This is a genomic window from Neptuniibacter sp. SY11_33, assembly GCF_047778025.1.
Classification (GTDB): Bacteria; Pseudomonadota; Gammaproteobacteria; order Pseudomonadales; family Balneatricaceae; genus Neptuniibacter.
This window is the reverse complement of sequence record NZ_CP180543.1, coordinates 1378176-1396901: the sequence shown is the minus strand read 5'-3', so window position 1 is coordinate 1396901 and position 18726 is coordinate 1378176. Positions and strand designations below refer to the sequence as shown.

The 18726-nt window shown below is 45.7% G+C and carries 15 protein-coding genes; 3 read left to right on the top strand and 12 right to left on the bottom strand.

The window, feature by feature from the left end; genetic code table 11:
• Positions 1–70: 70 nt before the first annotated feature.
• From sucD to sdhC, 9 genes are all read right to left on the bottom strand, one after another.
• Entirely contained in the window at positions 71–943 is an 873-nt protein-coding gene (gene sucD / locus ACMXYV_RS06490; RefSeq protein ID WP_415884193.1) for a succinate--CoA ligase subunit alpha, read from the bottom strand.
• A complete protein-coding gene (sucC, locus tag ACMXYV_RS06485; protein WP_415890936.1) occupies positions 943–2109 on the bottom strand; it encodes an ADP-forming succinate--CoA ligase subunit beta in 1167 nt (388 codons plus the stop codon). Before sucC ends, sucD begins: the two co-directional genes overlap by 1 nt.
• Before the next feature lie 148 nt (positions 2110–2257).
• The gene (gene lpdA, locus ACMXYV_RS06480; protein ID WP_415890935.1) at positions 2258–3697 is read right to left on the bottom strand and encodes a dihydrolipoyl dehydrogenase; all 1440 of its coding nucleotides are present in this window, start codon (positions 3695–3697) and stop codon (positions 2258–2260) included.
• A 40-nt stretch (positions 3698–3737) separates the two neighbouring features.
• Positions 3738–4943 (bottom strand): 2-oxoglutarate dehydrogenase complex dihydrolipoyllysine-residue succinyltransferase, encoded by a 1206-nt coding sequence (gene odhB, locus ACMXYV_RS06475; protein ID WP_415890934.1) that lies wholly within the window; start codon positions 4941–4943, stop codon positions 3738–3740.
• A 58-nt stretch (positions 4944–5001) separates the two neighbouring features.
• On the bottom strand, positions 5002–7836 hold the full coding sequence (locus ACMXYV_RS06470; RefSeq protein ID WP_415890933.1) for a 2-oxoglutarate dehydrogenase E1 component: 2835 nt from the start codon (positions 7834–7836) through the stop codon (positions 5002–5004).
• 248 nt (positions 7837–8084) lie between these two features.
• Complete coding sequence (locus ACMXYV_RS06465; protein ID WP_415884187.1) at positions 8085–8789, bottom strand: succinate dehydrogenase iron-sulfur subunit; 705 nt, start codon at positions 8787–8789, stop codon at positions 8085–8087.
• Positions 8790–8801: 12 nt separating this feature from the next.
• Positions 8802–10574 (bottom strand): succinate dehydrogenase flavoprotein subunit, encoded by a 1773-nt coding sequence (gene sdhA, locus ACMXYV_RS06460; RefSeq protein WP_415890932.1) that lies wholly within the window; start codon positions 10572–10574, stop codon positions 8802–8804.
• A gap of 3 nt (positions 10575–10577) precedes the next feature.
• On the bottom strand, positions 10578–10925 hold the full coding sequence (gene sdhD / locus ACMXYV_RS06455; protein WP_415884184.1) for a succinate dehydrogenase, hydrophobic membrane anchor protein: 348 nt from the start codon (positions 10923–10925) through the stop codon (positions 10578–10580).
• Positions 10919–11296 carry a succinate dehydrogenase, cytochrome b556 subunit gene (gene sdhC / locus ACMXYV_RS06450; RefSeq protein WP_415890931.1) on the bottom strand — a complete coding sequence of 126 codons (378 nt, stop codon included), beginning with the start codon at positions 11294–11296 and terminating at the stop codon, positions 10919–10921. Before sdhC ends, sdhD begins: the two co-directional genes overlap by 7 nt.
• A 438-nt stretch (positions 11297–11734) precedes the next feature.
• On the opposite strand from sdhC, the gene gltA reads away from it, so the two are divergent.
• On the top strand, positions 11735–13015 hold the full coding sequence (gene gltA, locus ACMXYV_RS06445; RefSeq protein ID WP_415890930.1) for a citrate synthase: 1281 nt from the start codon (positions 11735–11737) through the stop codon (positions 13013–13015).
• 61 nt (positions 13016–13076) lie between these two features.
• On the opposite strand, the gene ACMXYV_RS06440 is transcribed toward gltA, so the two are convergent.
• Positions 13077–13934 (bottom strand): LysR substrate-binding domain-containing protein, encoded by an 858-nt coding sequence (locus tag ACMXYV_RS06440; protein ID WP_415890929.1) that lies wholly within the window; start codon positions 13932–13934, stop codon positions 13077–13079.
• A gap of 108 nt (positions 13935–14042) precedes the next feature.
• On the opposite strand from ACMXYV_RS06440, the gene ACMXYV_RS06435 reads away from it, so the two are divergent.
• Entirely contained in the window at positions 14043–14537 is a 495-nt protein-coding gene (locus ACMXYV_RS06435) for a tautomerase family protein (RefSeq protein ID WP_415890928.1), read from the top strand.
• Positions 14538–14594: 57 nt separating this feature from the next.
• Here the strand turns inward: ACMXYV_RS06435 and ACMXYV_RS06430 are convergent, their stop codons facing one another.
• Together ACMXYV_RS06430 and rlmKL are read right to left on the bottom strand one after the other, a co-directional pair.
• The gene (locus ACMXYV_RS06430) at positions 14595–15803 is read right to left on the bottom strand and encodes an ammonium transporter (protein ID WP_415890927.1); all 1209 of its coding nucleotides are present in this window, start codon (positions 15801–15803) and stop codon (positions 14595–14597) included.
• A gap of 252 nt (positions 15804–16055) precedes the next feature.
• Positions 16056–18197 (bottom strand): bifunctional 23S rRNA (guanine(2069)-N(7))-methyltransferase RlmK/23S rRNA (guanine(2445)-N(2))-methyltransferase RlmL, encoded by a 2142-nt coding sequence (gene rlmKL / locus ACMXYV_RS06425; protein WP_415890926.1) that lies wholly within the window; start codon positions 18195–18197, stop codon positions 16056–16058.
• Positions 18198–18506: 309 nt separating this feature from the next.
• On the opposite strand from rlmKL, the gene rmf reads away from it, so the two are divergent.
• On the top strand, positions 18507–18713 hold the full coding sequence (gene rmf / locus ACMXYV_RS06420; RefSeq protein ID WP_415884177.1) for a ribosome modulation factor: 207 nt from the start codon (positions 18507–18509) through the stop codon (positions 18711–18713).
• Positions 18714–18726: the final 13 nt, after the last annotated feature.

Below are 18726 nucleotides of genomic sequence, written 5' to 3'. Positions count from 1 at the left end.
TGTTTCAATACCTATTTCTTCCGGCAATAAAAAAGGCAGCCTAAGCTGCCTTTTTTAGAGATGTTCTAGCTTACCAGCCAGTCACTTCTTTTAGTGCATCGCCGATCTGAGCAAGAGAACGTACAGTCTTAACGCCTGCATCTTCAAGTGCTGCGAATTTCTCATCAGCAGTACCTTTACCGCCAGAGATGATCGCACCAGCGTGACCCATACGCTTACCAGCAGGTGCAGTAACACCAGCAATGTAAGAAACAACAGGCTTAGTAACGTTTGCTTTGATGTAAGCAGCAGCTTCTTCTTCTGCAGTACCACCGATTTCACCGATCATTACAATCGCTTCTGTCTGTGGATCGTTCTGGAACATTTCCAGAATATCGATGAAGTTAGAACCAGGGATTGGGTCACCACCGATACCTACACAAGTAGACTGACCGAAACCAGCATCTGTAGTCTGCTTAACAGCTTCATAAGTCAGAGTACCAGAACGGGAAACGATACCTACTTTACCTGGTAGGTGAATGTGACCTGGCATAATACCAATCTTACATTCGCCTGGAGTGATAACACCTGGGCAGTTAGGGCCGATTAGGCGTACACCTAGCTCGTCACACTTAACTTTACACTCAAGCATATCCATAACCGGGATGTGCTCAGTGATACAAACGATTAGTTTCACACCACCGTTTGCAGCTTCTAGGATAGAATCTTTACAGAATGGAGCTGGAACGTAGATAACAGATGCATCTGCGCCAGTCGCTTCAACAGCTTCTGCAACAGTGTTGAATACAGGCAGACCTAGGTGAGTTGTACCACCTTTACCTGGAGTTACACCGCCAACCATCTGCGTACCGTACGCGATAGCTTGTTCAGAGTGGAAGGTACCTTGACCACCAGTGAAACCTTGGCAGATTACTTTGGTGTCTTTATTGATCAAAACGGACATTATTTACCCTCCGCTGCGTTTACTGCTTGCTGAGCTGCATCAGTCAAGCTAGTAGCTGCGATGATGTCTAGACCAGATTCAGCAAGAAGCTTAGAACCTAGATCAGCATTGTTACCTTCCAGACGTACTACAACTGGTACGTTTACACCTACTTCTTTAACTGCGCCGATGATACCTTCAGCAATCAGGTCACAACGTACGATACCGCCGAAGATGTTAACCAATACAGTCTTAACTTTATCGTCAGCTAGGATCAGTTTGAACGCTTCAGTTACACGCTCTTTAGTTGCGCCGCCACCAACGTCAAGGAAGTTAGCCGGGAAACCACCGTGTAGAGCAACGATGTCCATAGTACCCATAGCAAGACCAGCACCGTTAACCATGCAGCCGATAGTACCGTCTAGGGCAACGTAGTTTAGATCCCACTCAGCAGCATGTGCTTCGCGCTCATCTTCCTGAGATGGATCGTGCATAGCTTGAAGGTCTTTGTGACGGTAAACAGCGTTGCCATCGATCGCTACTTTAGCGTCTAGGCAGTGCAAGTTACCTTCATCAGTAATAACTAGAGGGTTAATCTCTAGAAGAGCCAGATCTTTTTCTTGGAACATCTGAGCTAGACCCAAGAAGATTTTTACGAACTGCTTAATCTGGTCGCCTTCTAGGCCCAGTTTGAAAGCAAGATCGCGACCCTGGTATGGCTGAGCACCCGTTAGTGGATCTACTTCAGCTTTAAGGATCTTTTCTGGAGTTTCTTCTGCAACTGTCTCGATTTCAACACCACCTTCAGTGGATGCCATGAAAACGATACGGCGAGTAGAACGGTCTACAACCGCACCAAGATATAGCTCATTTGCAATATCAGTGCAGTCTTCAACCAAAATTTTAGAAACAGGCTGACCATTTTCGTCAGTCTGGAATGTAACTAGGTTTTTGCCCAGCCAGTTAGCTGCGAACTCTTGCGCTTCTGCAGGAGAATCAACCAACTTAACACCGCCAGCCTTACCACGGCCACCAGCGTGCACCTGAGTTTTAACAACCCACTTATCACCACCAATTTTTTCAGCAGCTTCAGCCGCTGCTTCTGGAGTATCTACTGCGTATCCTTTGGATACCGGCAGACCATATTCGGCAAACAGCTGTTTACCCTGGTACTCATGAAGATTCATGCTCTAACCCGTTGTGTTATCACTATATGATTTTTTCTGTATCAGGGATCTAAATACGCCCCTGTAACAGCCCTGTTGGTTCTAGCAACAAGTTTTATATACGGCTTACTCCTTGTAAGAGTAAGCCGGATCTCTCTGTGCTAATTACTTAGCGCTTTTTGCGATTCGCCATATGAATCGCGTGTCCATCAACTGCCAGTGCTGCTTCATGTACAGCCTCACTTACAGTCGGATGGGCAAATACTGTCATCTGAAGATCTTCTGCACTTGAACAGAATTCCATAGCGATAGCAGCTTGACCGATAAGCTCGGAAGCGATACCACCAACCATGTGAACACCCAGAATACGATCAGTTTCTTCGCAAGCGATCATCTTAACGAAACCTTCGGTATCGTTAGCAGCCATTGCACGACCGGAAGCAGCAAATGGGAATTTACCCACTTTAACTTTAACGCCATCAGCCTTAAGCTCTTGCTCAGTTTTACCAACCCAAGCTAGTTCAGGATGCGTGTAGATGATGTTTGGAATAACGTCATAGTTAAGCTGTGCATGGTGACCAGCGATGATGTCAGCAACCATGATGCCTTCTTCAGAAGCCTTATGCGCAAGCATTGGACCACGAACAGAATCACCAATTGCGTATACACCAGGAACACCTGTCTGACATTTCTCATCAACGAAGATGAAGCCACGCTCATCTAGAGAAACACCAGAGTCATCAGCAAGTAGACCTTGAGTCTGTGGCTTACGGCCTACAGCAACGATCAACTTATCAACAACCATTTCCTGTTCACCGTTGGCATCAGTGTATTTAACTTTCACTTCTTTGCCGTCGATGATCTCAGTACCCGTGCATCGAGCACCAAGTTTGATGTCTAGCTTCTGTTTCTTGAACAGTTTTGCAGCTTCTTTAGCTACATCTTTATCTGCTAGCGCAAGGAAATCGTCCATTGCTTCAAGTACAGTAACTTCTGTACCTAGACGCGCCCAAACTGAACCCATTTCCAAACCGATAACACCTGCACCGATAACACCCAAACGCTTAGGCGTCTCATCGATATCTAGTGCACCCGCATTATCAAGGATCAAACCTTCAGTAAGCGGTGCCGGTGGAATTTCAACTGGTACAGAACCAGACGCTAGAATCACGTTCTCAGCATCGTAAGTAGTAGAAGAACCGTCAGCTGCAGTCACTTCAACTTTCTTACCACCGTGCAATTTGCCCATACCCTGAAGCAAAGTTACACCGTTTGCTTTAAACAGACCCGCAATACCGCCAGTTAGGTTGCCTACGATCTTGTCTTTACGAGCAACCATCGCTTTAACATCCATAGTGACATCGCCACCCGTTTGGATGCCGTGCACGTCAGCATGCTGAGCATTGTGGAACTGGTGCGTAGATTCCAGTAGAGCTTTTGAAGGAATACAACCTACGTTCAGGCATGTACCACCTAAAACTGCTGCTCCTTTATCATCAACCCATTTTTCAACACACGCAGTTTTCAGACCTAGCTGCGCTGCACGGATCGCAGCTACATAACCGCCAGGACCCGCACCAACAACAATAACGTCAAATTTATCAGACATGTTTTATCCTATCTTCACTCTGTTCTTATCAGGACTAACCTTAAACCTCTAGAAGCATACGTGCAGGATCTTCTAGAAGGTTCTTAATTGTCACTAGGAATTGTACAGCTTCCTTACCATCAATCATACGGTGATCGTATGACAGAGCGAGGTACATCATTGGCAGGATCTCAACTTGGCCATTAACAGCCATCGGACGTTCCTGAATTTTGTGCATACCTAGAATAGCAGTTTGTGGTGGGTTCAAGATTGGAGTAGACATCAAGGAACCAAATACACCACCGTTTGTAATTGTAAAAGTACCGCCCTGCATATCATCCATGCCAAGCTTACCTTCACGACCACGCGCACCAAAGTCTGCGATAGTTGATTCAACATCAGCTAGCGTCATTGCATCCGTATCGCGTAGTACTGGAACCATCAAACCACGGTCAGTAGAAACAGCTACGCCGATATCTTGGTAACCATGATAAACCATGTCATTACCATCGATAGATGCGTTAACTGCTGGGAATTTCTTCAGTGCTTCAGTCGCAGCTTTAACGAAGAAAGACATGAAACCTAGACGAGTACCGTTATGTGTTTTCTCGAACAGGTCTTTGTACTGCTTACGCAGCTCCATAACCGGCTTCATGTTTACTTCATTATAAGTTGTAAGCATTGCAGCATTCTGCTGCGCTTCAACTAGACGCTTAGCAATTGTTGCACGTAGACGAGTCATTGGAACTCGCTTCTCTACACGCTCGCCTGCTGGAACATTTACTGGAGCAGCAGCCTTAGCTGGAGCAGCGGCAGGCGCTGGAGCAGCAGCTGGAGCCTTAGCACCGTTTTTCATGAAGTTCTGAACATCTTCTTTAGTGATACCGCCATTTTTGCCAGTACCCGGGATCTGAGATGCATCCAGACCATTTTCATCAATCAGCTTGCGTGCAGCAGGGCCTACTTTATCAGCATCGCCTGCTGGAGCCGCAGCTTCTTCAGCCGCCGGAGCAGCAGCAGAACCTGCAGCGCCTGCTTCAAACTTAGCGATCACTTCATCACTTAGAACTGTATCGCCTTCGCCTTTTAGTACTTCAGCAATAACACCATCTTCTGGCGCTACAACTTCTAGTACAACTTTATCAGTTTCGATATCAACAATAAGCTCGTCTGCTGAGCATGCTTCACCTGGCTGTTTGTGCCAAGTTGCGATTGTGCCGTCTGCTACAGATTCTGGGAACGTCGGCGCTTTGATTTCGATGGACATGTTTTTTCCTTTATCGTTATCACCGTCAGGCGATTAAAAATTGTGGTTAATCGCCTGATCAACCGTTAAGTGCATCATTAACTAGTTTTTCCTGCTGCTCAGCGTGTACAGAAATGTACCCTACTGCTGGAGCTGCAGATGCTGGACGGGCTACCCCTTCCAAATGTAACTTGCTGTCATGTTTTTGTAGAACGTGACGCATATGGTGCTGCATTGAGTACCATGCGCCTTGGTTCATTGGTTCTTCTTGACACCAAACTACAGATTCTAAGTTTGTATACTCAGAGATGGCTTCTGCCAATTGTGCTTCTGGGAACGGATACAGCTGCTCGATACGAACAATAGCTACATCATCTTTTTCCAATTCAGCACGACGGTTGTAAAGGTCGTAGTAAACCTTACCACCACACAGCACAAGACGTTTCACCTTCTTAGGCTCTAACTGATCCACTTCACCAATAACAGGCTGGAATGAACCTTCTGCTAGATCTTCAAGAGTAGAAACCGCTTGCTTATGACGTAACAAACTCTTCGGAGACATTACAACTAGAGGCTTACGTAGCGGACGTACAACCTGACGACGCAGCAAGTGGAAAATCTGTGCTGGCGTAGTTGGTGTAACAACCTGAATGTTGTGCTCTGCACACAATTGTAAGTAACGCTCTAGACGTGCTGAAGAGTGCTCTGGGCCCTGACCTTCGAAGCCGTGAGGCAACAACATTGTCAGACCACATAAGCGCTGCCATTTGTGCTCACCAGACGTGATGAACTGGTCAATTACTACCTGTGCACCATTGGCAAAATCACCGAACTGAGCTTCCCAAATAACTAGCGCATTTGGCATCGTAGTCGCATAACCGTACTCAAACGCAAGTACCGCTTCTTCCGATAGGAAAGAGTCATGCAATGTTAGACGTGGCTGCTCATCAGAAAGATTATCTAATGGCAGGTAAGTATCAGCTGTCTTCTGATCATGAAGTACTGCGTGACGGTGAGAGAACGTACCACGTCCTACATCCTGACCCGTAATACGAAGAGGATGTCCTTCAGCTAGAATAGACGCATAGGCAAGTGATTCAGCCATACCCCAGTTCAATTCCATTGCGCCGTGAGCCATACGCTTACGGTCATCAATGATTTTTTGAACTTGGCGCTGAACAGAGAAACCTTCAGGCGTCTCACAAATCTTATTGCCTAGTTCTTGTAGTAATTTAAGATCAACTTTGGTTTCTGGGCAGTCAAACGACCACTCATGACCTAGGTAAGGCTTCCAATCTACAAACAGCTCAGAGTTTGGCTCATGTACAAGCGATTTAACAACATGTTCACCATTCTCTAACAGCTTGCGGTACTCTTTCTCCATTGCCTTGCTTTCATCAAGTGTAACAACACCTTCAGAAATCAATTGCTGAGCATAAAGTTCACGCGTAGTTTTCTGCTTTTTGATCTGCGCGTACATTAACGGCTGTGTACCAGATGGCTCATCAGCTTCGTTGTGACCGCGACGACGGTAACAGAACAAGTCAATTACAACGTCTTTCTTAAATTCATTACGGTAATCAACAGCTAGCTGCGTAACAAAACGAACTGCTTCAGGATCATCGCCATTTACGTGGAAAATAGGCGCCTGAATCATTTTCGCAACATCAGTAGAGTACTCAGTTGAACGAGAGTCTTCTTGCTTAGATGTTGTAAAACCAACTTGGTTGTTAACCACAATGTGGATCGTGCCGCCTGTTTTATATGCACGGGTCTGAGACATCTGGAATGTCTCCATTACTACACCCTGACCACAGAAAGCTTGGTCGCCGTGAATATTTACAGGAACAACAGAATCACCAATAGCATCTTCACGACGGTCCTGACGCGCACGTACTGAACCTTCAACTACAGGTGCGGCAATTTCAAGGTGAGATGGGTTAAAAGCCATGGCGATATGAACTTCACCACCTTCTGTCTCTACGTTTGAAGAGAAACCTTGGTGGTATTTAACATCACCGGATGTATCAAGAGTTTTCTTACCCTCGAATTCATCGAATAGCTCTGCTGGATTTTTACCAAAGATATTAACAAGTGTATTTAGACGACCACGGTGTGCCATACCAATTACAACTTCTTTCGCACCCTGCTTACCAGCACGCTGAATTAGCGTATTCAGGGATACGATCATTGACTCGCCGCCTTCCAGACCGAAGCGCTTAGCACCGGCATAACGAGAGCCCAGGTATTTCTCTAGACCTTCAGCAGCTGTTAGGCGCTCAAGAATCATCTTCTTCTTGTTAACTTCAGCTTCTGGATGTGAGCGAACAGGCTCTAAACGAGACTGAATCCAACGCTTTTCTTGTGTATCAACGATGTGCATGTACTCTGCACCGACCGTTGTACAATACGTTTTCTTCAGATCAGCAACGATATCACGCAGCGGAGCTTCTTCAGGACCGAAGAACAGAGAACCTAGCTGGAATACAGTATCGAAATCAGCTTCAGACAGCTCATGGAAACGTAGATCAAGATCCGGCACATCTTCACGTTGCATCAAACCTAATGGATCGATGTTTGCAACCTGATGACCACGTACACGGTAAGCATTGATCATACGCAATACACGAACCTGCTTTTTCTCATGCTCGGAACTAACCGAACTTACAGCAGTTGGCGCAGCGCGTTTTTGGTTTTTAGATAGATAGAGAAAATGTTCTCTGATAGCAGAATGCGGCACATCCTGTGTCAGATTTTCGCCAACTTTAGGTAGTCGGTCGAATTCTTCTCGCCATTCCTGAGGAACCGCATTTGGATCCATCAGGTAAGTTTCGTACAGTTCTTCAACGTATGAAAGGTTGCCACCGTAAAGGTGAGCATTCTTCCACATGAGATCCATGATGCTTTCTTGCATTCTTGATCACCCTGGCTCTGGGAGCTTTCTGATTCTATCGGGATCTTCCGATAGATATCGCCCCTCTTTGAGTTACCTTCAATCCCCCGATCAAACAGTTTTAACTGTCTCGGGATTCTTATATTAAAGCTTTTGGAAGCAAGCTTTAATCATTCTTTATGCGAATATGGTAATTTTTTTACAAAAAATTCTTTTTTCTTTTTCAAACACAAAAAAGCGGTGCCAATGGCACCGCTTTTTAAGGTAGATCAGGTTGCTTGCGCTAGCAGCATGTTGCGAATCTTGCCGATCGCCTTAGTAGGATTCAATCCTTTAGGGCAAACGTTAACGCAGTTCATGATGCCATGGCAGCGGAAGACACTGAATGGGTCATCCAAATCCGCTAGACGCTCACGAGTCGCCGTATCACGACTGTCTGCCAAGAAGCGGTACGCTTGAAGCAGACCAGAAGGACCGATGAACTTGTCCGGATTCCACCAGAAAGACGGACAAGAAGTTGAGCAGCATGCACAAAGAATACACTCGTACAGACCATCCAACTCAGCACGATCTTCCGGAGACTGCAGACGCTCGATCGCAGGCGGCGGAGTATCGTTGATCAAGAACGGCTTGATCTTCTCGTAAGCTTTGTAGAACTGAGTCATATCTACAACAAGGTCACGGATAACCGGCAGACCTGGTAGTGGACGCAGCACAAGCTTATCGTCTTTAACTACTGCAGATAACGGAGTGATACACGCAAGGCCATTTAGGCCGTTCATGTTCATACCGTCTGAACCACATACACCTTCACGGCAAGAACGACGATACGCCATAGACGGATCTTTGTCCTTTAGAAGCTGTAGCAAATCCAACACCATAATGTCCTTACCACCAGGAATATCGATATGGATATCCTGCATGTAAGGAGCATCGTCTGTTTCAGGATTGTAGCGATATACACTAACCAACATGATAGAAGCTCCTTAGTAAGTACGTGTTTTAGGTGGGAATGGTTCCATTGTCTTAGGTGCAAAGTTAACTGCACGCTTACCAATGGTCTTATCCGTAGGGAAGTAGACAGAATGGCATAACCAATTCTCGTCATCACGATCAGTAAAGTCGTTACGTGCGTGAGCACCACGAGATTCTTTACGCTCTTCCGCAGCGATTGCAGTCGCTTCAGCCACTTCAAACAAGTTTTCAAGCTCAAGCGCTTCAATACGCGCAGTATTAAATGCTTGGCTCTTATCTTCTAGATGAAGGTTATTGATCTTCTCGCGAATGCCTTTCAGCAATTCAAGACCTTTCTGCATACTTTCGCCGTCACGGAATACACCGAAGTAAAGTTGCATCGTGCTCTGTAGCTCTTTACGAACTTCAGATACGCTCTCACCACCCGTTGAGTTATTTAGGCGGTTCAGACGAGCCATTGCAGCTTCAATGTTCTCTTCAGTAGCACTTGCCACTTCGTAACCATCACGCATTTGCTGTTCGATCTGCATACCAGCTGCACGACCAAATACAACAAGGTCAAGCAGTGAGTTACCGCCTAGACGGTTAGCACCGTGTACAGATACACATGCAACTTCACCACAAGCGTAAAGACCGTCAACAATCTGATCTTCACCGTCTTTATTAGGAGCAATTGCCTGACCACCGATGTTAGTTGCAACACCACCCATCTGATAGTGACAAGTTGGTACAACTGGAATCGGCTTAACAACTGGATCTGTAGCTGCGAATGTTTTAGATAGTTCACAGATACCAGGTAGACGTGAATGAAGAACCTCTTCACCCAAGTGATCCATCTTCAAGTAAACGTGATCGCCATCTTCACCACAACCTCGACCTTCTAAGATCTCAAGGATCATAGAACGTGCCACAACGTCACGACCAGCTAGGTCTTTAGCGTTTGGCGCGTAACGCTCCATGAAGCGCTCGCCGTCTTTGTTGATTAGGTAACCACCTTCACCACGACAACCTTCAGTTACAAGTACACCTGCACCTGCGATACCGGTTGGATGGAACTGCCACATCTCCATATCCTGCGCCGGAACACCTGCACGCAGAGACATACCCATACCGTCACCAGTATTGATAAGAGCGTTAGTAGTAGAAGAGTAGATACGGCCAGCACCGCCTGTTGCAAGAACAGTCGCTTTAGCCTTGATGTATACAGTCTCACCTGTTTCGATGCAGATAGCGATACAGCCAACAACTGCGCCATCGTCATTCTTAACCAGGTCTACTGCGTACCACTCATTAAGGAAGGTAGTACCTGCTTTCATGTTGCCCTGATATAGAGCGTGAAGCAGTGCGTGACCAGTACGGTCTGCCGCAGCACATGTACGTGCAGCCTGACCACCTTCACCAAAATTCTTAGACTGACCACCAAAAGGACGCTGGTAGATACGGCCTGTTTCAGTACGGGAGAACGGAAGACCCATGTGGTCTAGTTCGAATACCGCCTGAGGACCTACAGAACACATGTATTCGATAGCGTCTTGGTCACCGATGTAATCAGAACCTTTAACGGTATCGTACATGTGCCAACGCCAGTCGTCGTTTGGATCAGCACTTGCGATCGCACAAGTAATACCACCTTGAGCGGATACTGTGTGAGATCGAGTTGGGAATACTTTTGTTACACAAGCAGTGTTTAGACCACTTTGTGCAAGCTGAAGTGCAGCACGCATGCCTGCACCACCGCCACCGACAACAATCGCGTCGAAAGTAAGCGTACGTAGTTTAGACATCTTTTATACACCCCACAGAATCTGAATGCCCCACACAACGTAGATAAACGTCAGGAGACCACACGCAGATTGAAACACGAAACGTAAACCAGTTGGCTTAATATAGTCAGTAGAAACAGACCACATACCAATCCATACGTGTGCAGCAAAGGATAGTAGAGCTAGCATAGTGAAGATGCGCATTGCAGTTCCTTCGAACAAACCAACCCACATTTCGTAAGTTAGCTCTGCGCCAAATGCTAGATAACCAATCATAAAGATTGTGTATACAGCTAGGATCACCGCGCTTACACGCTGAATCATCCAGTCATATAGGCCACTACGGCCAAAGCTTGTAATACTAGTTACCATATCCATACTCCCGAAAGAAGGATTGCTGCAGCAGCTAGACCCAAGGTCACTTTTGCTGCCATTTGACCACTCTCAAGTTCTTCACAGTGGCCAAAATCCATTACCAGGTGTTTGATGCCCGCGAAGAAGTGGTACAGCAACGCTGATACGCTTCCCCACGCGATAAGCTTCGCAAAGAAGCCATTTTCAAACATATCAACAGCTTCATTGAAGCCCGCTTCTGATTCCAGGGATAGACCCAAAGCATACATTGCAAACACAGCGCCAAAGAATAGCGCCACGCCTGTCACACGATGCAGGATGGATGTAATCGCCGGTAGCGGCATTTTGATAGTTTGAAGATCTAAATTTACAGGTCTTTTCTTATTCACGGCTCTTGTTCACACTTTTTACGGCCCCTTTGCAGGGCTCGGTTGCTCGGAAGTGTTGAAGATAAGTACCTCGCTCCTCAAGCATATCCATAATATATGAACTAATATAATAGGACATAAACTAGGGATAAACTTCGGGGCGAGAGTATAAGCATTTCACCTTGACAATACAACGCAAACACTGCGTAGTTCGCCTTTTGTCTAGGACTTTACGACATATCAAAAGTCGTACAACCAAATGACTATTCAGCCTTAGTACCATTCCTGATAAAAATTCATCCGTTTTTGCTGCGATGCGGTAACTAACCCATTTAGTCGGATTGACAAACTTTTTTCAGTCTCTATATTGTGTGGGTCCAATTTATCGGGCCAAGACTCTTAGATCTGACTAATAAGAAAGTCAAAACAGAACTAAAACATAATGATAGGAGCCTTTTAATGGCTGATAAGAAAGCACGTTTAACAGTCGACGGTCTGGATGAAGCGATTGAGCTTCCGGTGTATTCAGGCACTCTAGGTCCAGACGTAATTGATGTGCGCCCACTGACTGGCAAAGGCCTGTTCACGTACGATCCTGGTTTTGTTTCCACAGCTGCGTGTGACTCTAGCATCACTTTCATCGATGGCGGCAAAGGCGTGCTACTGCACGGCGGTTACCCAATCGACGAGCTAGCAGAAAAATCAGACTACATGGAAGTGTGCTACCTACTATTGAACGGCGAACTGCCAAGCGCAGAGCAAAAGGCCAAATTCGTAGAAACTGTGAAGAACCACACGATGGTTCATGAGCAACTAAACCACTTCTATAACGGCTTCCGTCGTGACGCTCACCCAATGGCGATCATGTGCGGCGTGGTTGGTGCTCTTTCTTCGTTCTACCATGACTCTCTAGACATCGATAACGAACATCACCGTGAAGTTTGTGCGTACCGCCTAATCGCGAAAATGCCTACTATCGCTGCGATGTGCTTCAAGTACTCAAACGGCCAACCGTTTATGTACCCACGTAACGATCTGAGCTATGCAGGCAACTTCCTGCAGATGATGTTCGGCACGCCTTGCGAAGAGTATCAGGTTAACCCAGTGCTTGAGAAAGCAATGGACCGCATCTTCGTACTACACGCTGACCACGAACAGAACGCATCTACTTCTACAGTACGTCTAGCAGGCTCTTCCGGCGCTAACCCATTCGCATGTATCGCTTCTGGTATTGCTGCACTTTGGGGTCCGGCTCACGGCGGTGCCAACGAAGCCGTACTAACTATGCTAGAAGAGATCGGCGATGAGTCACGCATTGATGAATTCGTTGCTAAAGCAAAAGATCCAAACGATCCATTCCGCCTAATGGGCTTCGGCCACCGCGTATACCGCAACTTCGATCCACGCGCACGCGTAATGAAGAAGTCTTGTGACGAAGTGCTAGCTGAACTTGGCCTAGAAAACGATCCTCTTCTTAAGATCGCGAAACGTCTTGAAACAATCGCTATCGAAGACGAGTATTTTGCGGCACGCAAACTATACCCGAACGTAGACTTCTACTCTGGTATTATCCTGAAAGCAATTGGTATCCCAACCAACATGTTTACAGTGATCTTTGCTCTGTCTCGCACAATCGGCTGGATCTCCCACTGGAGCGAGTTCCATAGCAGCCCGAACAAAATTGGTCGTCCACGTCAGCTTTACACTGGCCCAACTCAGCGTTCATACCCTGAGAAATAAGACCAACCAAGCACAAAAAAGCCGCTATATGCGGCTTTTTTATTATCCATAACAGACCAACTTAACGAACCCCAAGCGACGCCAATCTAAACGTTTCTGCCAACTCATTCGCAACATTTATATCTCGCCTATAACGCAACGATGTATAAATCATTGGCAGTTCAGGCAAACCAAGACGCTCTCCAATCAACTCAACCCCTGGCAGAACAGCACTCCTCGGCCTCACAGTAACACCCAAGCCACACTTAACCGCCGCCATAAGCCCTTGGTAGCTTGACGAGGTATAAACCAAACGCCATGGAATTCCCGATTGATCGAGAGAGCCAATAGAAACCCGCCTAAACTGACAAGCTTTTGAATATGACGCCATTGGCAATTCCCTTTCTGATGACCAAGAAAAGCCTTCAGGGCCAATCCAAGCCAATGGCTCACCACCTAAGACCTCTCCCTTCCCAGATCCACTCAACGATAACGTAACAATAAGATCGTAATCACCCCGCTCGTACCCTAGCTCCAACTCATCGCTGTAGCCCGTTTCTACAAACAGTCTTACAGCAGGATTCTTACGAGAAAACCCCGCCAAGAGCTCAGGCAATACTGTCTCCGCAACGCCTTGAGAGACACCAACTTTAATCTCTCCTAATTCACCACTACTAGCCAAGCTCGCTATCGCATCATCCTGCAGCGCCAGCATTTTCCGAGCATAACCTACCAACATCTCTCCTTCATGCGTCAGCAGCCGTTTACGGCCACTAGGGCGAAATAGAACAGCACCCAGCTCAAGTTCTAATTTTTTAATCTGCTGACTTACTGTGGATTGCGTCTTATGCAGGGACTCTGCAGCCCGAATGAAGCCATCCCGCTCAACCACCGCGAGGAAAGTTCTCAACAATTCAGTACTTATATTGGGCTGAGCCATGACTTTCTCTCGTTTAATCGTATTTTCTTATCAATATAAACCATATTAATCGTTATTAATAATATAAAAGAAAACGTAATCTGCATGTAAAAAGACAAGGAGAGCGTTATGCCTTACATATCAATACAAGTATCCAGCGACTTAACCCAATTACAGATCAAAAACCTAGTCGAAGGTACAACAAATATCATGGCTAAAATTCTTCATAAAAAAGCCGAATTGACCGCCGTAAGTATTACAAAAATAGATAAGGAGCATTGGTTTATTGGCAATAAATTAGCCACCAATTCGGTATCTGCCTACGTGAATGCCAAAATCAGCAAAGGCACTAATACTGAAAAAGAAAAGTCCGATGCGCTTGGCGCATTTAACCATCTTTTAGATAACGAAATTGGCCCTCTAACCCCTACCAGCTACGTAGTTTTAGATGAAGTACCAACAACAGACTGGGGCTATGACGGCCTAAGCCAACAAGCACGAATACTAAAAAGAACAGAATCAGGCGGAATAGATATGCAGCACTACACAGAGAAAGGGAAAAAAGAACGTTCTGATTTTATTTTTTCTAAACTACAAAAATTCAGACAAGCGATTTTTAATTAATCGCCACCAACAAAAAAGCCGGGCAATGCCCGGCTTTTTTAAGATCTTAAGCGCAGATTAATTATCGCTAGTAGATTCAATCTTATGGATAGATAGGTCTGCACCGTTGTACTCTTCTTCTTGAGACAAACGCAAGCCAGAAACCGCACGCACACCACCGTAAACAACAACACCACCGATCACTGCAACAGCAATACCTGCTGCTGAGCCAATTAGCTGGGATATCAGGCTCACACCACCCAGACCACCAAGCGCTTCAGTACCAAAAATACCGCAAGCAATAGCACCCCAAACACCACAAACACCGTGCAGCGGCCATACACCCAACACATCATCGATCTTCCATTTGTTCTGCTGAATTGTGAACAAGAAGACAAAAATTGCACCAGCAACGGCACCCACTAAAAGAGAACCCATTGGGTGCATAACGTCAGAACCAGCACACACAGCGACCAAACCAGCCAAGGGACCGTTATGGATAAAGCCAGGGTCATTTTTACCAAAGATAAGCGCAGTAATAATACCGCCAACCATCGCCATTAGCGTATTAACAGCTACTAGGCCAGAGATACCATCCATTGTTTGAGCGGACATTACGTTAAAGCCGAACCAACCGATACACAGAATCCAAGCACCTAATGCCAAGAAAGGAATATTAGATGGTGGGAACGCAACAAGACGACCACCTTTATAGCGACCATTTCGAATACCCAGCATGATCACAGCAACTAGCGCCAACCAGCCACCGACACCATGCACTACAACAGAACCTGCAAAGTCATGGAATGCAGCACCAAAATTAGCTTCTAACCAATCCTGGAAACCAAAGTTACCGTTCCAGATAATGCCTTCGAAGAACGGATATACAAACGCCACAATAAGAGATGAGGCAATCAAGAACGGCCAGAACTTAGCACGCTCAGCAATACCGCCCGATACGATCGCAGGAATTGCAGCAGCAAACGTCATTAAGAAGAAGAACTTAACTAGTTCGTAGCCATTATTGGCAGCTAACTCAGCAGCAGGAGAGAAGAATGTGACGCCGTAAGCAACCCAATAACCTACAAAGAAGTAAGCCATGGCAGAAAAACCAAAATCGGTCAAAATTTTAACTAACGCATTCACTTGGTTTTTGTGGCGAACCGTACCAACTTCAAGAAAAGCAAAGCCGGCATGCATGGCAAAGACCATGATCGCCCCCATCAGAATGAACAGAGTATTGGAACTCTGAATAAGCGTCTCAACTGCGCTGTTGACGTTTTCCACTTGGTGTCTCCCGTTTCTTTTTGTGCACCATATTAGAACCGAAACCTAAAGCTACGCTTCATTTTGGTGCACTATTATAGTGCATTTTATTATGTGAAATTGCTACCACTATGCCAACCGGGCTTAAAAGCCCCGAAACACAGCAGCTTAAACTGCAATTCACCAAAATAGTGCTAGCAAAAAATTTTTTATGCCTTAATAGTAAGCACTATATGTGCCAAATTTATTAAAGCGCACAATTTGCGAGCACAGTCACTTATGACGAATACGGAAACAACAATGAATTTTAGAATTACGCTTGAAATCCGGATCTAGAGTAGATTGTGTAATCTCCTCGATCTCAAACTCAGACAGCGCGTCGTAATCCAACTTAAAGCGACGGTAGTTATTGGAGAAGTACAAGACGCCTTCTGCACGCAAACAGCGCATAGCGCCTTCTATCAGATCTACATGATCGCGCTGAACATCAAGCACTCCCGCCATACGCTTAGAGTTAGAAAACGTTGGTGGGTCCATGAAAATTAGATCGTATGCCGGCCCTCTTTGCATCCGCAACCACTTCAAGCAGTCCGCCTGTACTTGCTGATGTTCTTTTGTGTCTAGGCCATTTAGATCCAAATTACGCTTAGCCCAGTTAAGATAGGTAGCCGACATATCAACACTGATTGTAGATTTAGCGCCACCTTTAGCTGCATGCACTGAAGCAGTGCCTGTGTAACAGAACAAGTTTAAGAAATCCTTACCAGCTGCTTCTTTCTGAATCTGATAACGAATTGCTCGGTGATCCAAAAACAAACCGGTATCAAGATAATCATGCAAGTTGACCAACAATCGGCAGCCATGCTCGTTAATCTCTTTAAAGCGGTGAGTTTCAGAGTGTTTTTCATACTGATTAACGCCCTGCTGTTTTTTACGCTGCTTTAAGATTACCTTTTCTGGAGACACCTCTAAGGTAACCGGTAATGCATTCATCACATCTTGTAGACGAGCAAATGTTTTTACCGGATCAATCTTCTTAGGTGCGGCATATTCTTGGACATGCACTTCGTCTTTATAGATATCTACCGCAACAGAATACTCTGGGATATCTGCATCGTAGAGACGGTAACTTTCTATATTGTCGCGCTTAACCCACTTAGCTAGCTGCTTACGATTTTTCTTTAGACGATTTGCAAACATCTGCGCCCCTTCACTTAAAGGAGCTGGCTCACCCTCTTGGCTCATTTGCTTCTCCGCTCTCTGTTCAGACACCGGATAGATAAACAAACGACTTTCAAGCGCACCGTTAAACAGTTTGTATTGCTTTTCGGCTCGAAGACCTGTCACCTTACAAAGATCTGGGTTCGAGGTAAAAATAGAGGCCGTCCAACCCGCAAATTGTTCTTTCAACTTATCGCCAAGATGTCGATACAGGAACATCAACTGCTGTGTTTCACCTAAACGCTCTCCATAAGGAGGGTTGGTAATCAGTAAACCTTTACCTTCAGGTAATGTATTGCGATCCAGATCTTCTAGGCGGCACGTTGTAAATTCAATAAAGTCTGCCACACCTGCCCTTTCGGCATTCTGACGAGCTGCACGTAAAACTTTACTATCTTGATCACTACCAATAAGGCTCGCTTCTAATGACAGCAAACCTTTTACTTTACGTGCTTGAGCCTCAGCAACAAGATCTTCCCAAATATCCCGTTTGTGACCTGTCCAACGGGAGAATCCGAAACGCTTACGCTGCAAACCTGGCGCAATGTCAGCCGCCATCAGTGCAGCCTCAATTAGTAACGTGCCAGAACCACACATCGGATCAAAAACCAAACCAGATTCAGAAGAACGCTCCGGCCACCCACTGCGAATCAAAATTGCAGCCGCCAAGTTTTCCTTCATTGGCGCTTCACCTGCTTTCAGACGATAAGCACGTCGGTGCAAACTATCTCCCGACATATCTAAAGCAACGGTAATTTTGCCGCGGTGCATACGTACATTAATACGTAGATCAGGTGCAACTTTATCAATACTCGGGCGAGCACCGGTTTTATCGCGAATCTGATCGACAATGGCGTCCTTAACTTTTAACGCACCAAAATGGGTATTATTAATACCGCGAGTTTGACCGCTAAAATCAATTAATAGCGTACCTTCACTACGCATGTGCTCTAGCCAGTCTATTTGCTGAACCGCTTGATAAAGATCATCAGCAGTTTCTGCTTCACCTTCATAAAGCGGAAGAAGAACCCTGTTTGCTAAACGCGACCACAAACAGATACGGTAAGCATCTTCCAGCTCGCCTTGGCATTGAACCCCTGCCACTGTTTGCTTGGTCTCAGTAACACCCAACCGCTGTAACTCCTCTTCAAGAAGTAACTCTAGGCCCTTAGGGCATGTCAGAAACAGTTTCATACGCATCTTTACTCAGCAAATATTTCACTTAATTAACAACAGGCATGAAAATAATTCACCCTGCTGTTCAAAAACCAACTTTTTGACTAACTTTATGAATGCAATCGTTTTTTTGCACCCACACACTAACTATTTTTATTAAGTATCAATATCATGATAGTCATATTCAATCGCACTATGATCTATTTTCCGATATTTATAGAAGTCTGGCTGCAAAACTTACAACCTGCAGGCAGATTTTAAGCGGATACCATGTCTCAAGGAACCGCTGCTCTCAAAAAACTAAAACACGAAGAGAGGCTCAATTATATGAAGAGACAAAAGCGTGATCGTACTAGCACACTTTTTAATCGAGGTTTTCAAGCAGGATTAAGCGGTAAGTCCCGGGATAACTGTCCCGTGAATACATCAGATCTCAGAAGCCATTGGATGAGCGGATGGCGCCAAGGACGCGAAGCTCACTGGAGCGGTATGGAAGGAGTATCAGCAATTCAATCCGACCCAGCTCTGCACTAAACAGAATTTTCAG